Genomic DNA, 16,258 nt, shown 5'->3' with positions numbered 1-16,258 from the left:
GGTTTCAGAATTTTGAAAGATAGGAAGAAACTGATTTCTGAGATCAAATATAATGAAATTAAACTCTAGTTGTAAAAAATAAAAATCTATATGAAATATTATCATTAAAATATAAAAAATGTAGTAAAATGTTATAAAAAATGGTAAACTTAGTGCAAAAATTTACAAAACAATCTTCATGAACATTCTATAATAATGTTAGGAGTAATTTGTATTAATATATATTATTTTGAAATTAGGTAGGTATAAATAATGATAGATTTAAATTGGAAAAAGATATCCATTTTTAGTATTGTTAGATTATGTTCCAGATATTCACCGATGCTTTTTGTAATGTGCTCTGCATTAACGGTGATTGATGGTTTATTAGTTCCTCTGATGCTGATAGTTGTTGCAAACTTTATTGATTCTGCAATAACATTAGCATCTAATAATCCTCAAACTTATATAATGATGAAAAATGCTATATTTTTGGGGTTAGGTTATTTCTACATGCAGTTTAGTGAAGAATTAAAATTGTACTTTTATCAGTTATTCGAAGATAGATTGAGAAACAAATTGAAGCCAGATATCATAAAAAAACAATTTTCTATTGATTATTTATTGTTCGAGTTAACTGAAACACAAGATTTACTATTAAGAGTTACTAATAATATAGAAAAGAGATTCATTCAAATTTTTAAATCATGTAATTCAATTATCACCATAGCCATACAAGTAATTGGTATTTTATATACATTGTATAAATATAATTGGTGGATAGTTATCATTTTTATTTTTATTATAACTCCAATAATTTTCTTAACTTTTAAAGGTGGTAAAGCGATCTATGAGTCGGAGAAAAAGGTTGGTTTTATAACAAGACAAATGAATTACTTATCTGATGTGTTGTCAAATAGAGAGGCAAGTGCTGAAAGAACACTATTTAGTTTTTCAGATATACTAAATAAAAGATTTAAAGATGCCCATCTTTATAGATCGAACTTCAACACAAAGACATTAGCACGTGAAACTTTAAGAATCAAATTATGTAATATAGTGATGAATATATTTATCATTCTAATAGTTGTTACCTTATCTCGACAAGTATACGCTAAAGTATTAAGTGTTGGTTTATTTACATCGATATTAGGTAGCATGATAAATTTAACAAAAGTTATCTCAGTTCAATTATCAGAGCTTTTCTTTGAATTTTCTTCACACAACGAATATGTAAAAGACTTTAAGGAGTTTATGGACTTAAAAGAAAATAAAGAAGTATTTGATAATAAATGTGAAAATTTAAAGTTTGAAAGTTTACACATTAAAAACTTGTACTTCAAATATAAAGACTCTAAAGACTATATAATCAAAGGAATAAACTTATATCTAGAAAAAGGCAAATCCTACTCTTTAGTGGGCTTAAATGGAGCAGGAAAAACAACTTTAATCAAAATATTAGTAGGTTTATATAGAGATTTTGAAGGGGAAATTTTAGTAAATGGTAAGGATATAAAGCTTTACACCTTCAATCAACTACGAAGTATGTTTTCTATTGTTTCTCAAGACTATGCCAAGTACTATGTTTCACTGAAGGATAATATTGCCTTTGATAATTCTGAAGGAGACATTAGTTCAGTTATAGGAAAGCTAGAATTGAGTGACTTGATTGCTGATTTACCAAATGGAGAAAATAGCTATTTAGGTAAAGTGTATGATAATGGAATAGATATTTCTGGGGGACAGTGGCAAAGAATCGCTATAGCTCGTGCTCTTTATAAAGATGCACCATTTGTCATTTTAGATGAACCAACATCGAGTTTAAGTCCAACTGCTGAAAGTAAAATTTATAGTAATTTTTCAAAAATAGCTAATGATAAAACTTTATTGATGATTAGTCATAGATTAGGTTCAACAAAAATATCAGACGATATAATAGTACTTGATAGTGGTAAAATTGCTGAGCAGGGTTCTCATGAAGAATTGATGAAGAAAGATAATATTTATGCCAAATTATTCAATAAGCAAAGAGAGATGTATTATGAGTAAAAGAAAAAGAATGTCTAATAGCAAGATTTTTTTAAAATTAATTAAATATACATGGCTCGCAAGTCCACTTACTTTTTTGGGACTTGTAGCCTCCTCACTGCTATTTAGTATTTTACGATACTCAGAGATAGTAGTATTAGAATCACTATTTGCCAATATATTGAAAGTTGCTAACGGGGCTCCATATGATATCATGATATTACCTATTGCAGCTATACTAGTCATCTTAATCCTTAATCCAGTTGCCGAATGGTTAGAGTTTTTAGCACAAGGCTACTTTTGGAGACGAGGTAATGGGTACATGCAATCACTATATCATGATCGCATCAATAAAATGAGTTTAATTGATTATGAAGATGTAGAAAATTTCGATGACTTTAAGAAGGCAAGCTTAGGAAATCAAGAAGCACCAAATGGAATCCGCGTGATAGTCCAAATACTGTTTTTATACTTACCGTTTATATTAATAACATCATTATATCTGATCTCTATAAAACCTATGTTGGTACTTGCGATAATATTAATATTCATTCCAGTTTTAATCTCACAATTAATTAATATGAGTAGTAATTATGATTTTGAAGCTAAAATTGCGAATAGAAGAAGAAAGACTGAATACTTTGAAAGCTGTATTGTTTCAAAAGAATATTTTAAAGAAACCCTAATTAATGGATCTTTTAACTACTTTTATAGTCTATTTATGGACTCTAATAAAAAATTTAGCAAAGCTTTTGTTGATGTTAAAAACAAACTTCTAAAAGCTGCTATAGTTATGCGAATAATAAATACCCTAGGGTACCTTTGCGTACTAGCTTTATTAGTTTACTATTTATACGATGGTTCTATTTCAGTAAGTCAATTTGCAGCTATTTATTATTCGATAGATAGAATTACGATGATGTTAAAAAGACTTGTTGCAAATATTGGTGAAGCCTTGGTAGGGATTTCAAATACATCTTTCCTTATTAGATTTTTAAATGAAGAAAAAGAAAGTAAAAGAGAAGAGGATCTCTTTAAAACAGGAGATATTGTATTGAAAGATGTCTCTTTTAGATATCCAAATGCAAAGAAAAACTCTTTATCAAATATAAATCTAACGATAAAATCTGGTACATCATTAGCAATTGTTGGGGAAAATGGCTCTGGAAAAAGCACATTAACAAAAATAATTATGGGTTTGTATAATCCATTACAAGGAGTAGTGCAGTATAATGGCAAGAATATTGAAAACTACTCAAACTCATCGAAATTTAGTAATATTAGTGCAGTGTTTCAAAATTTCATAAAGTATAAATTGCCTGCTGAAGATAATATAAGAATTAGTAATATTTCGTCGCATGACTCAATTGAAAATGCTTCTTCACAGATTAATTTAAGTTTTGATGATTTAAAAATCAGCAATGAAACTATTTTATCAAGAGATTTTGGTGGACAAGAACTTTCTGGAGGTGAATGGCAACGTATTGCAATTGCACGTGGCTTATATCGTCCACATGATTTAATTGTTTTAGATGAACCTACTGCTGCTATTGATCCTATTGAAGAGGCAAATGTTTTCAGTACTTTTAATGAATTAAGTAATAATAAGACTTGCATTTTTGTTACTCATAGATTGGGATCAACTCAAATAGCTGATAAAATTGTTGTAATGGAGAATGGGGAGATAGTGGAAGAAGGTACACATCAAGAGCTAACTAATTTAAAAGGAAAGTATTATAATTTGTTGGAATCTCAGGCTAAGTGGTATAAACGATGATATGTAATAAAAAAGCAATTGGATTATTCATTAGCAATAATAGAGGCAAAAAACAATGAGCATTTAATCGATGTAGGAATGCAACAGTGATTAAATTATGGAGAAATTTTGGACATGCCATTTGTCTATATATAGCTAATTTTATATAGAAAAAGAGTTTGAAGATGTATTATTCATAAAAAGTATATATTGAGATTAATTTTAATAAAAAAACCGTGATTGCTCACGGTTTTTTATTAAAGTTCATTCTTTACAATATTTCCATTTACCATAACAAATTTAACTTTATTTCTTAAATCAAAAGGATGGCCATTGTAAATTATAATATCAGCATCTTTATTTACTTCTATGGATCCAACTCTATCAGCTATTCCTAATACTTCAGCAGGATTTATAGTTATAGCCTTTAAAGCCTCTTCTTCATCTAGTCCTTCCCTAGCAGCTAATGCAGCGCATACAGGTAAGTATTGAAGAGGAATTACAGGATGATCTGTCATAAGTGCAATTTTAAGACCAGCATTATTTAAAATTGTTGGAGTCTCAAAGGTCAAATTTTGAAGCTCAAATTTTGATCTATCTGAAAGGGTAGGACCAACTATTATACCTTTTAAAGTTTCTTCTTTTAAATAATCAACTATTAGATGTCCCTCAGTACAATGCTCTAAAGAAATATCTACTCCAAATTCTTTAGCTATTCTTATAGCCGTTAAAATGTCATCAGCTCTATGAGCATGGGCTTTAAGAGGAATTTCTTTCTTTATTACCTTTGCAAGAGCTTCAAGTTTCATATCAAATTCTGGAGCTTTTTCGTTTCCTTCAATAGATTTACGCTGCATTTCAACGTAGTTTTTAGCTTTCATTAAGTTTTCTCTAAGAACTGCTGCAGTGCCCATTCTTGTTGAAGGACATTTTTGTTTGCTATTATAAACTCTCTTAGGATTTTCACCAAAGGCAACTTTCATAGCAGCACAGTCATCTATTATCATTTCTTCTAGTCTTTTTCCATAAGTCTTCATTATAGCGAATTGGCCGCCAATTACGTTTGCACTTCCAGGGCCAGTAGCAACAGTTGTAATACCACCTAATAGTGCTTCTTCAAAGGACTTATCTACAGGATTGATACCATCAATTGCCCTTAGGTGAGGTGTAACAGGGTCAGTAGCTTCATTTCCATCTGCACCTTCAAAGCCAATACCATTTTCCCACATGCCTACATGGCAATGAGCATCAATCATACCAGGCATCAAAAAGCCACCTTGTGCATCAATAACTGTAGAATTTTCAGGTACTTCTAAATCTTTTCCTATTGCTACAATTTTACCATTATCAACAATAACTGCTCCCACATCTAAAATTTCCTCTGTCATAGTATGGATGTTAGCATTTTTAATAAATATCATAACATTATACCCCCATAATATTTTTTAAAATATACTTATTTTTATTTAATTGAACATTTTATGGTTATTTATATGAATGGATTTTCAAAAAATAACAGTTCAGTATATTAGACTATTTTTTATAGAGTTCCTTAGCCGAAATTTAACTTATACATTATTTTAATTTCCATAACAAAAAATCTTTTCTATAAATGAAAAATTAAGAATGAAAGATNNTTAATTTTTAAGGATTTAAGCTGTCCTTATAGAAAATTTGTTTTCCAGAGTATATATTAAATTTTCGCATTGTATCCCTATATAACATGCCTAAACAAAGTATTAATTATTGATTTTTTATTATATTTGTGAAATATCTTGGTGGAATATACTTCTTTTTTATACCCTCAGTAACAATTAAGTAAGTAGCAGCTGTATCGAATCTAGCGTCATGATAACTTCCACTACCTTCAAAAAGTTCATTTGCTTTATCTCTAATTTGACTTCTTTCTATGCCTAAAAATCTAATAACTTCTTCAAGCTTAGGATTTTTAATTCCGCCTCTATTATTTATGAATTTACATATATTTTTATAATAATTCATTGTGCAAAAAATATTTTTAGGAGCATATTCTATATCGCAATATTCAAGTTCATGACATAAGAATTTAATGTCAAAATTAACATTATGCCCAATTAATATATCGGCAGATAAAAAATCATTTATAAATTCTTCGTAAGAATCTTCAAAGTATTTTCCATTACTTAATTGGTATAGATCTTCAGCAGAAAAACCGTGAACCTCTTCAGCTTCAGGCTCAACGTATTCCACTGCAAAGAAAACATTCTTACCTTCAGTTTTTGTAGGCTTAACACTAGTATCTACCACTATATAAGATAATTGGCATATATTACCTGGAGTTATTCCAGTAGTTTCTGTATCAAAAAATATCATTTTCATATGTAAAAACCTCCTAAGTATACTAATATAATAATACAAATTAGAGAATAAATATAGAGTAATATGATAAATTACTTGTAAAGGTTTAAATAAAAAATATTAATAAATATACAAAAAATTAATGTATTATTCGTGAATTTTGTAATATAATGTTGAATAAAAGTTACTTTAATACAGGAGGGAATGGAATGGACAAATATATGATATACACTGTACCAAGAGAAAAACATAATGAAGAAGATTTAAAATCAATACTTAATGTTCATAAGGAAATTAAGTTTGTGTCCCTAGTAGGAGTAGATTTATTAGGCAATGATACTGACGAAAAAATTCCTGTAAAAAATTTTTTAGAAGATATACATACTTTTTTAAGTGGAATGGCAGCGCAGACAGATGGATCCTCAGTTATTTTACCAGGTATAGCAAAATTAAATAATGCTAAGGTAGATATGAAAGCTGATTTAGATTGCAACTGGTTTGTAGATTATAATTATGAAAATATAGATGAAGAAACAAATAAACCTATAGGTACTTTAAGAATTCCATGTTTTTTATATCACGAAGGAAAAGCTGTAGATTCAAGAAATATTTTAAAAAGTACCATAACATTTTTAAAGCAAAATATTATGAAATTATTAGAAGAAAATAAAGAAGCTCTTAATTATTATGGAGTTACTTTTGATGAGATAGATGAAGTAGAAATAACTTCTGCTACAGAATTAGAATTTTGGGTAAAAAGTCCTAATGAGCTTGCAGAATTAGAAGCATTATCTACTTCTCAAGCTTTAAAAGAACAATATTGGAAAAGAACAAAGGGCTCTGTAAGAACAGCTTTAGAGCAAAGCTTATTACTAATGGACGAATATGGACTAGAGCCTGAAATGGGACATAAAGAAGTTGGAGGAGTTACAGCTAAATTATCTCAAAGTGGAGATTTAGTTCATGTAATGGAGCAACTTGAAATCGATTGGAAATATTCTAATGCCATACAAGCTTGTGACAATGAATTATTTATTAGAACTCTTATAAAAGAAACTTTTAGAAGAAATAAATTGGAAGTTACTTTTGCAGCGAAACCTATAGATAATGTTGCAGGTAGTGGAAAACACGTTCATATGGGTATAGTGCTAAAATTAAAAAATAATAAGAGAATTAATCTTTTTACCTCAAAAGAAGGTGGATTCATAAGCCCAATAGGATATGGTGCATTGATGGGAATGCTTAAAAATTACGAAGTTATGAACCCATTTATATCTTCTTCAAATGATGCGTTTAGAAGGTTAAAACCAGGATTTGAAGCTCCAATTTGCATAGTTACATCTTTAGGGCTAACTAAGGATGTGCCTTCAAGAAATAGAACTATACTTATAGGATTAATTAGAGATATGGAGAATCCTATGGCAACGAGATTTGAATTAAGATCTCCAAGCCCACGTACTAATACATATTTAACATTAGCAACTATGAATATGTGTATTTTAGATGGTATAAGATACGTTATTAAAAATAATAAAAATGAAGAAGAATTATTGGATGAAATGTCTAAAAAGCCTGGAGAAGACTCACCATATTTAGAAAAGCACAGATCCTATAGAAGTGAAGAAGATATATTTGAGGATTTTTCAGAAGAAGAAAGAGAAGAGTTTTTTGGAAAATCTCCAAGAACGGTGTATGAAAATATCATAGGTTTTGACAACTGTAAGGATAAGCTTAAAGTAATAACTGAAGGTAATATAATAACTGAAAATATAATAAATAGTTATAAAATAGCTATTCTAAATAAATGTGCTATGGAAATAGAGCATAGAATAATCTTAAATTATATGGATGAAGTTAGAAGCTGTAAAATACTTCATCATAATGAAATTGATTGTGATTTGGATAAGAGTAATTGGGAAGAAATTAAACTTATTAGAGAAAATATAATGAAGGATACAAATGTTAGAAAAAGTATATTCTCAGAAATAAGAGAAGCTATTAATAATAAAGAGTATGATAAATTATCAGAGCTTCAAATATTATTAGAAGAAGAAATGAAAAATTTAAGAGATAAATATATATCATATTCAAGAAATTTGATAGATTTTAATATATAAAATTCTATAAATTATATTAAAAAAGCTAGCTTCAAGCTAGCTTTTTTTCTAAACTTTTTACTACATCCTTATATTTCTGTTGTAACTTTATGCCATCTGGAGAATTTTCAAGTTGAAAACATTGTTCATTTAATTCATCCATTTTTTCTTTAGATAAACTTCTTTCTGCAAAGCTATATATAGTTGAATTTTCTTTGTCAATATGCCTTTGCAATAGATCTGTGTAACTTATAGCATTAGCTATTATATCTAATTTAGACTCTTCATCACCATTATTAAAATTTACAATAGCTCTTTCTAAATTAACTACATATAGTCTTCCTAAATCATGCTCTACAAGCATACCCATAATAGGACCATTTTTTATTCTTTCTCCAAGAGCATCACCCATAATTTTAAATAATATAAGCTCTTCTTTATTATGATGATGACTATCAGCATAATTCTTTATAAAATCTATACAGGTATTAAAGTCTTCTATACTTACTGTATTTTCATTTAATATCTTGAGACATAATTTTCTTATTACTTTTAGCATTCTTACAATAAGGTTATGTTCTTCTACCATTAAATCAATTGCCTTCATAATAGTTACCTCCTAAAGTTTTAATATTATTATTCCAATATAGAGATTTACTATTATATAAATAACTATTATATTTATAGATTCATCATAAATTTCTATAAAATACAATATTAAGTAAAATAATATAGACTCTCTTTTTTATAATTCCATAAAAAATATTAAGCCATAATAAATTTACAGAAGTAAATATGAAAAACATATTAAAACAAATTAATACAGTACAAATTCGTAATAAAATGAAGATAAGTTTATAAAATCAGGTATTTCAGTAGAAAACAGTAAATCGTAGTATTTGAATATATAGATATAGTGTGATATTCTAAATTTAGATACTTATAGAAATAACTTTAATAAATTCATTTTATAGTTAAGTCATTTATGTTTATAGAAATTTTATATTATAAAAAATAATAATTTTAAGAGAGGCTGATAATCATGAAAAAAGTATTAGTAGTAGGTGGGGTTGCTGGAGGGGCTTCAGCAGCAGCTAGATTAAGAAGATTAGATGAAGAAATTGAAATCATCATGTTTGAAAAAGGCCCTTATATTTCCTTTGCTAACTGTGGACTTCCATACTATATAGGTGAGATTATAAAAGATAGAAATAAACTTATAGTTACAAAAGAAGAATTGATGAAAGATAGATTTAATATTGATGTTAGGAGTAATAGTGAGGTAATTGAAGTTGATAGTGAGAATAAAGTCGTTAAGGTGAAAAATGGTGATAAAGTTTATGAAGAAAGCTTTGATTATTTAGTTTTATCACCAGGGGCTAAACCTATAGTACCTAGAATAAAGGGTATAGAAGATAGCAGAATAAAAACTCTAAGAAATATTCCTGATACTGATAAAATTAAAGCAGAAATAGACAGTGATAAAGTTAAGAAAGTCACTGTTATCGGTGGCGGATATATAGGTATAGAGATGGCTGAGAACTTAAGAGAAAGAGGAATAGAGGTAACATTGGTGGAAGCAGCACCTCATATTTTAGCACCATTAGACGATGATATGGTAGTATTAATAGAAAAAGAATTAGAGAATAAAGGTATTAAATTAATATTAAAAGATGGGGTTAAGGAGTTTAGAGGAGATGAAAACTCAATTACTTCTATACTAAATAGCAATGTAGCAGTTGAAGCAGATTTAGTGATACTTGCTATAGGAGTTACTCCAGATACGGAATTCTTAAAAGGCAGTGGAATAGAGCTAGGAGCTAAAGGTCATATTTTAGTAGATCAGTATTTAGAAACAAATATTAAAGGTGTTTATGCTGCAGGAGATGCGGTAGAAGTGGTGGATTTTGTAAATAAAAATAAAACTGCTATACCTCTTGCTGGACCAGCAAATAAAATGGGCAGGATAATAGCAGATAATATTTGTGAGTATAAAAATCAATATAAAGATACCCAAGGAACTTCTGTTATAAAGGTCTTTGATTTAACAGCAGCATCTACAGGAAATAATGAAAGAACTTTAAATAAATTTAATATTCCACATAAAATAATATATGTTCATCCGAATAATCACGCTGCCTATTATCCTGACGCTACGCAAATGACTTTAAAGCTAATATTCAATGATGAAGGAAAGATTTTAGGAGCGCAGGCAGTAGGATATGATGGAATAGAAAAAAGAATAGATGTTATTGCTACGGTTCTTAGATTAGGCGGTACAATTTATGATTTAACCGAGCTAGAATTAAGCTATGCACCTCCATATTCTAGTGCAAAGGATCCTGTAAATTTTGCAGGATATATAGCTGAAAATGTATTGTCTGGAAAAAGTCATATAGTACTACCTAGAGAGGTTGATGGAAGAGATAGAGAGAATGTTGTTCTAATTGATGTTAGAACTAAAATGGAACGAGATAATGGTTATATAGATGGTTCAATTCATATAGATGTCAATGAGTTGAGAGATAAAATTTCTGAATTAGACAAATCTAAGGAATATTGGATACATTGTGCAGTGGGGTTAAGAGCTTATATAGCAGAGAGAATGTTAAAAAACTATGGTTTTAATGTAAAAAATGTAACTGGAGGATATAAAAGCTATAAGGCAGAAAAATTTGTTCCTAAGAAGTTTATAGATGATCAAGAAAATCAATACTTCTCTAAAATTAATCATAATAAAAAAGAAATCGCTTTAGATCTTTGTGGATTACATTGTCCCAATCCTTTAATTAACTTAGAAGAAAAAATAAAAGAGCTAAACAGAGGAGAAATATTAACAGTAAAATCTTCAGATACTGATTTTCAAGATGATGTGAAAAGCTTTTGTGAAAGAAATAAGTGCAAATTAACCCATGTAGAAATTGATAAAGGTATTGTAACCGCTAAAATAGAAAAGCTTTAATTAGAGATAAAGCCGTGATTATTTGCCACGGCTTTATTTTTTAAATGTATAGTAAAATTAATTTTAATGCAAATATGATAGATAATAGGCGCGTAACAATTGAAAGAGATTTCTTTTCATTTTCACCAATAATAGATTTGTCAGTACATTGTGAATTGGATATGAAAGTATTTTTAATGTTAAATCAATTAAATTTAATAATATAGTTAATCTATAATAAAAAGATTATACATATACCATTATTGGTATAATCTCCATATAATTATATATGTTATTATTTTCTTCAATATCTTTTTCATTAACATGCTCGGTAAGAGTTAATAACTTATTCTCCATTAAATTCAAGCCTAGCTCCTCATATAGATCTTTAGAATGTTCTTTTATTTCCTTATCAATAGAATTTACTTTTCCAACCACAGTAACATATTTGTTTTCCAAACATTGAGAATATGCATTTAAATATTTGCTTTCTAGGTGGATAATGGCTTTATAACTGTTAAATAAGGGTTCAGAAATATATTCCACGCAATGTTTATCTTCAAGGGAAGAATAAGTATCTTTTAAAAAATTTAAAAGAGCATTTTTATCGACCTTACCTCCTAGTAAATTTTCTTGTGGATTAAGTATACTTTCTATCTCAAGTGTAGTTATTAAGTCTTGAAGCTTTTTTAGCTGAGGACTTTTATGAATCCTACAGCTTATTTGAATAATATCGCCAATTTTAGCTTTTTCCAGTGCTTGTATAGTAGTTATATTTTTTAATAATTTGAATTCAGTTAGTAATTGATGAAGTTTTACAAAAGTAGTAATGGGGCATGCAGTAACTTCCTCTAAAGTCAAATTTAGAAATCCTTGTAGTACTTGTACAAATGCGGTACCTTGACTAATTTTACCACAGGTAAGTTCACTTAAAGGCATATTGGTATTTATAATTATTTCTCTTCTATTTGCAGTAACATCTATTTCTCTAAATCTTATAAAAGCAATTTTATACATGCTGACAATAGTATCATTATTTACATAAAGTGGAATAAACACATCACTCATTTTATTCGCTCCTTTTAGTATTATAATAAATTCTATATTGTATTTATTAAATTTAGAACAATTATTTAGATTAAATCTATTTAGAATTTTTGAAAAAGTGATATAATATTTATGAAAGGGGGATGCATATGAAAATATTAGCTGTATTGATACTAGGAATGCTATTAGGCTATTTTATTCCATTAACAAAAAAGCAAAAAGAAGTTAATGGAAAACTACAACAACTAGGTGTAGTATTTCTGCTATTTTTCATGGGAGCCTCAATTGGTGCGAATGAAGAGGTAATAAAGAATTTAGGAGCGATAGGTTTGAAATCCTTTACTTTTTCACTATTAGCTTGTGCTTTTAGTGTAATAGCTGTGTATTTTTTGACCAAAAAAGTTTTTTGTAATGAAAAAGAAACACCTAAAGGAGAAAAAGAAGCTATAGTTGAAAAATGTGAAGAGGGGGGAATGTAAATGACTATAATTGTAATCGGTTCAATGATTTTAGGCATCGTATTTGGGCATTTTATATTCCCGGAAAGTATAATAGCAAATTTAGATAGTATTGCATCTATCTGTTTATATGTACTTATATTTTTAGTAGGAATTGATGTTGGATCAAATAAGAAGATAGTAAAAGATATAAAAGCTACAGGAATTAAGGTTCTCGTTATACCACTAGGAATTATTTTAGGCTCCTTATTTGGAGGATTTATAAGTGGATTGATATTTAGTATGCCATATAATGAAAGCTTAGCAGTAGCTTCAGGCTTTGGATGGTATAGCTTATCAGGAATTATGCTTACAGAACTTGCAAGTGCACAGTTAGGTGCTATAGCATTTTTATCTAATGTATTTAGAGAAGTAATGGCAGTAATATCCATACCTATATTAGCAAAAAAACTAAATTATTATACCGCAATTGCACCTTGTGGAGCCGCTTCTATGGATACCACACTGCCTTTAGTAGCAAAAGCTACAAACTCAGAAATAGCGGTAATATCATTTATAAATGGAGTTATATTAACTTCTTTAGTACCGGTTTGTGTTACGTTTTTCTATAATCTTTAATTCAATCAAGTAGATAATAAATAAGTTTTATTATCTACTTATTTTTATTTAAAAGAAAATTTAGCTTTGATATAATAAATCTATAGGAGTTTTTATATCTTTAGAAACTATAGATAATGCAAATAGAGATTTAACTTTCAATATAGGAGTATATGCTATTATGAGAAAGGTTGAACCTTATAAATATATAGCTTTTTATAATATATATCCTAAAAATCTTGAAGATAAAAAAGTATATTAACTGAAGTAAAAGAGATAGAAGACTTTATACATAATATTAATAAACTAGTTTCTAATACCAAAGGAGATTTAATAAAGTGATAGGAGGAAATATATGGAGAGATATAGTGGGGGAGATTTTATAATTCATGATGAAATTTTAGAAAGTATTAATTATGGATTAGAAAAATCAAAAGATGTAAATTTTATTGAAAAATTATTAAATAAGGCTAAAGAAGGAAGTGGACTTAGCCATAAGGAGGCAGCAGTACTTTTAAGCGTAGAAGATGAGAAAATATTAAATAAAATATTTAAAATGGCAAGAGAAATTAAGGAAAAAATATATGGAAGAAGAATTGTAATGTTTGCACCACTTTACGTAAGTAATTATTGTGTTAACAATTGCAAATATTGTGGCTATAAAGCTTCGAATAAAGACTTTACTAGAAAAAGATTAACAATGGAAGAACTAAAAGAAGAAGTAAGGATATTAGAGTCTTTAGGGCATAAAAGAATTGCATTAGAAGCAGGTGAAGATCCTATCAATTGTTCAATTGATTATATACTTGAATGTATAGAAAACATATATTCATTAAAATTTGATAATGGATCCATTAGAAGGATAAATGTAAATATAGCAGCAACTACTGTAGAAAACTATAAAAAACTAAAAGAAGCAAATATAGGAACATATATATTGTTCCAAGAAAGTTATCATAAAAAAAGTTATGAAGAATTCCATCTTAATGGTCCTAAATGTGATTATGATTATCATACTACGGCAATGCATAGAGCTAGAGAGGCAGGAATAGATGATGTAGGCCTAGGAGTATTATATGGATTGTATGATTACAAGTATGAAACTATTGCAATGTTAATGCATGCAGAAAGTTTAGAAAGAGATACTGGTGTTGGACCTCACACTCTTTCTGCCCCAAGAATAAGAATGGCGGAAAATGTAAACTTAGACAATTATCCATATTTAGTAAATGATGATGCATTTAAAAGAATAGTAGCAGTATTAAGGTTATCAGTGCCTTATGCTGGAATTATACTATCTACTAGGGAAGAAGCAGATTTTAGAGATGAAGTAATTGCACTAGGAGTTTCACAAGTAAGTAGTGGTTCTTGCACTGGTGTAGGCGGATATCAACACCAAGATGAAAAGCCACAATTTAAGTTAGAAGATAGTAGATCTCCAATGGAAGTTATAGAAAGCTTATGTAAAAGTGGATATATTCCTAGTTATTGCACTGCTTGTTATAGAGAAGGAAGAACTGGAGATAGATTTATGGCACTAGCAAAGACTGGTGAGATAAATAATGTATGTCAGCCAAATGCAATATTGACATTAAAAGAATTTATTTTGGATTATGGAAATGAAAAGATAAAAAATTTAGGTGAGGATGTAATAAAAAAAGAGTTAAATCAAATTAAAAATGAAGCGGTTAAAACTTCTGTTATTGAAAAGCTCAATAGAATTGAAAATGGAGAAAGAGATTTAAGATTCTAAGATAAAGGGGTTTTATATTATGTTGCAAACACCAAATTCAAATAGAGTCCATATAGCTGTATTTGGAAGGAGAAATGTAGGGAAATCTACTCTTATAAATGGATTAACTAACCAAAATACATCTTTGGTTTCTGAAGTAAAAGGTACTACTACAGATCCAGTATATAAAGCTATAGAGTTCCATCCAATAGGTCCAGTGGTTTTCATTGATACTGCAGGCATTGATGATGAAGGTGACATTGGAAATCTTCGTATTGAAAAAACTAAAGAAGTTTTATTAAAAACTGATGTAGCTATACTACTTTTTGATGATGAAAGTTTTAAGGATTTTGAAATTGAAAGGCATTGGTACAACTTATTAAAAGAGAAAAATATTCCTGTGATTGGTGCTATAAATAGAAAGAATGTAAATTCTATAGATAAACGTAATCTATCTAATATATTTGATATTAAGATTATAGAAATTAACGCTATTACAAAGGACAATTTAAATCAGCTAAAAGAGGAATTAGTAAAAATAATTTCTAAAACAGAAGATGACTTATTAATATTAGGGGATATTATTAAACCTAAAAATAAAGTATTATTAATAGCACCACAGAATATTCAAGCTCCAAAAGGAAGACTAATACTCCCACAGGTACAAACTTTAAGAGATATATTAGATCATCATGGTATTCCTATGATAGTCACTTTAGAAGAGGTAGAAGAAGCTCTAAGACTTTTAAATAATAAGCCTGATTTAGTTGTGGTAGATTCTCAAGTATTTAAAGTTGTTAATAGATTAATACCTAGGGATGTGCCATTGACTTCTTTTTCTATTTTGATGGCAAGACAAAAAGGAGACTTAAAAACTTTAGTAGATGGAGCAAAGGCCATAGATAAGCTTGAAAGTGGAGATAAAGTATTAATTTCAGAGGCTTGTAGTCATCATAGCTTAAAAGGGGATATTGCAAGAGAAAAAATTCCTAAACTTTTAAGTAGCAAGATTAAAGAAATAGAAATCCATAATGTAAGTGGAAGTGATTTCCCAAGTGATTTATCACAATATAAATTGGTTATACACTGCGGTTCCTGTATGTTTAATAGGGCTCAGTTTATGTCAAGAATAAACTGCTGTAATAATGTTAATGTATCTATAACTAATTTTGGATTAGCAATAGCAAAATTAAATGACATGTTGGATAGAGTTATAGAACCCTTTAGATTATAATGTAGACTAATATATAATTAATTTATATTACAGGGTTCCACAATGAAAATTTA

The 16,258-nt window shown here is 28.5% G+C and carries 11 protein-coding genes and 1 pseudogene; 8 read left to right on the top strand and 4 right to left on the bottom strand.

The annotated features are described in order from the left end of the window. Window positions 1-252: 252 nt before the first annotated feature. Both B2W91_RS11435 and B2W91_RS11430 read left to right on the top strand, forming a co-directional pair. On the top strand, window positions 253-2,028 hold the full coding sequence (locus B2W91_RS11435) for an ABC transporter ATP-binding protein (RefSeq protein WP_291580948.1): 1,776 nt from the start codon (window positions 253-255) through the stop codon (window positions 2,026-2,028). Continuing rightward, on the top strand, window positions 2,021-3,784 hold the full coding sequence (locus B2W91_RS11430) for an ABC transporter ATP-binding protein (protein WP_291580945.1): 1,764 nt from the start codon (window positions 2,021-2,023) through the stop codon (window positions 3,782-3,784). The genes B2W91_RS11435 and B2W91_RS11430 overlap by 8 nt, the downstream gene beginning before the upstream one ends. Window positions 3,785-4,020: 236 nt before the next feature. On the opposite strand, the gene B2W91_RS11425 is transcribed toward B2W91_RS11430, so the two are convergent. Continuing rightward, window positions 4,021-5,184 carry an amidohydrolase gene (locus B2W91_RS11425; protein WP_291580942.1) on the bottom strand — a complete coding sequence of 388 codons (1,164 nt, stop codon included), beginning with the start codon at window positions 5,182-5,184 and terminating at the stop codon, window positions 4,021-4,023. A gap of 322 nt (window positions 5,185-5,506) precedes the next feature. Continuing rightward, complete coding sequence (locus B2W91_RS11420) at window positions 5,507-6,121, bottom strand: 3'-5' exonuclease (RefSeq protein WP_291580939.1); 615 nt, start codon at window positions 6,119-6,121, stop codon at window positions 5,507-5,509. Window positions 6,122-6,309: 188 nt separating this feature from the next. Between B2W91_RS11420 and B2W91_RS11415 the strand changes: the two genes are divergently transcribed. After that, entirely contained in the window at window positions 6,310-8,217 is a 1,908-nt protein-coding gene (locus tag B2W91_RS11415) for a glutamine synthetase (protein ID WP_291580937.1), read from the top strand. 31 nt (window positions 8,218-8,248) lie between these two features. On the opposite strand, the gene B2W91_RS11410 is transcribed toward B2W91_RS11415, so the two are convergent. After that, window positions 8,249-8,803 carry a hemerythrin domain-containing protein gene (locus B2W91_RS11410; RefSeq protein WP_291580934.1) on the bottom strand — a complete coding sequence of 185 codons (555 nt, stop codon included), beginning with the start codon at window positions 8,801-8,803 and terminating at the stop codon, window positions 8,249-8,251. Window positions 8,804-9,235: 432 nt separating this feature from the next. Between B2W91_RS11410 and B2W91_RS11405 the strand changes: the two are divergent. Continuing rightward, window positions 9,236-11,152 (top strand): annotated as a pseudogene (locus B2W91_RS11405) (FAD-dependent oxidoreductase); the annotation flags it as partial. A 231-nt stretch (window positions 11,153-11,383) separates the two neighbouring features. On the opposite strand, the gene B2W91_RS11400 reads toward B2W91_RS11405, so the two are convergent. Then, window positions 11,384-12,205: a hypothetical protein gene (locus B2W91_RS11400; protein ID WP_291580932.1), complete on the bottom strand. Its 822-nt coding sequence runs from the start codon at window positions 12,203-12,205 to the stop codon at window positions 11,384-11,386. 128 nt (window positions 12,206-12,333) lie between these two features. Between B2W91_RS11400 and B2W91_RS11395 the strand changes: the two genes are divergently transcribed. The 4 genes from B2W91_RS11395 (at window position 12,334) to hydF (ending at window position 16,205) form a co-directional block, all read left to right on the top strand. Continuing rightward, window positions 12,334-12,663: a LysO family transporter gene (locus B2W91_RS11395; protein WP_291580931.1), complete on the top strand. Its 330-nt coding sequence runs from the start codon at window positions 12,334-12,336 to the stop codon at window positions 12,661-12,663. After that, window positions 12,664-13,260, top strand: a complete 597-nt coding sequence (locus tag B2W91_RS11390; RefSeq protein ID WP_291580929.1) for a lysine exporter LysO family protein — start codon at window positions 12,664-12,666, stop codon at window positions 13,258-13,260. A 334-nt stretch (window positions 13,261-13,594) separates the two neighbouring features. Next, the gene (gene hydG, locus B2W91_RS11385) at window positions 13,595-14,992 is read left to right on the top strand and encodes a [FeFe] hydrogenase H-cluster radical SAM maturase HydG (protein ID WP_291580928.1); all 1,398 of its coding nucleotides are present in this window, start codon (window positions 13,595-13,597) and stop codon (window positions 14,990-14,992) included. A 19-nt stretch (window positions 14,993-15,011) separates the two neighbouring features. Continuing rightward, complete coding sequence (gene hydF, locus B2W91_RS11380) at window positions 15,012-16,205, top strand: [FeFe] hydrogenase H-cluster maturation GTPase HydF (protein WP_291580926.1); 1,194 nt, start codon at window positions 15,012-15,014, stop codon at window positions 16,203-16,205. Window positions 16,206-16,258 lie beyond the last annotated feature (53 nt).

Origin of the sequence: Clostridium sp. UBA6640 (assembly GCF_002455975.1) — a bacterium.
Taxonomy (GTDB): domain Bacteria; phylum Bacillota; class Clostridia; order Clostridiales; family Clostridiaceae; genus Clostridium_J.
This window is presented reverse-complemented; position numbering and strand designations above follow the sequence as displayed.